Annotated in this window: 1 protein-coding gene; it reads left to right on the top strand. The window is 63.3% G+C overall.

Features of this window, described 5'->3' with window-relative positions; all coding sequences use genetic code 11:
- Window positions 1–39: 39 nt before the first annotated feature.
- On the top strand, window positions 40–551 hold a 512-nt coding region (locus EVC45_RS45095), incomplete at its 3' end, for an MFS transporter (protein WP_306770888.1).

Here is a 551-nt window from a genome sequence, read left to right as displayed (position 1 = left end):
TTTGCGGGCGCTTTGCCCGTGCTGCGTTCAGTCTGGCACATGGACGCAACGACTGCCGGCGCCATCCAGACAGCGTTCAATCTCTCGAACGCATTTGCGCTTCTGGCGGCTTCCTGGCTCTCCGACAGCCTGGGCGCGAGACGCATGTATCTGGTTTGTACCTGGGCAGGCGCTGCTGCTCTGGTCGTGTTCGCTATCTTTGCAAGGTCCCCGCACGCCGCGGGAATCCTGATCGTGTTCGTGGGACTCACACAAGGTGGCGCGTACGCCCCTGCGTTGCTCCTCGTCGCAGACCTGAGCGCGCCGTCCAGAAGGGGGCGCGCGATGGGACAGATGCTGGCGGCCGGTTCGTTCGGCTACCTGCTTTCGGTCATTCTCTCGATGTGGGTGGCGAAGTCTTGTGGCCCGGCGGCGGCCTTCGCCATATGCGCAACCGGCGCGCTGGCCGGCGCGATGGTTGACCAGATCAGTCTCAAAGGCGTCGAGAACCGACGACATGAACGTAAAGCGGAGGTGTCTGCCGAGCCATTGCCCTGGAGCAGCATATTCGG

The sequence above is a fragment of the Paraburkholderia sp. UYCP14C genome (assembly GCF_004197395.1).
Lineage (GTDB): Bacteria > Pseudomonadota > Gammaproteobacteria > Burkholderiales > Burkholderiaceae > Paraburkholderia.
The sequence above is the reverse complement of the archived record's forward strand: the minus strand, read 5'-3'. Positions and strand labels throughout refer to the sequence as shown.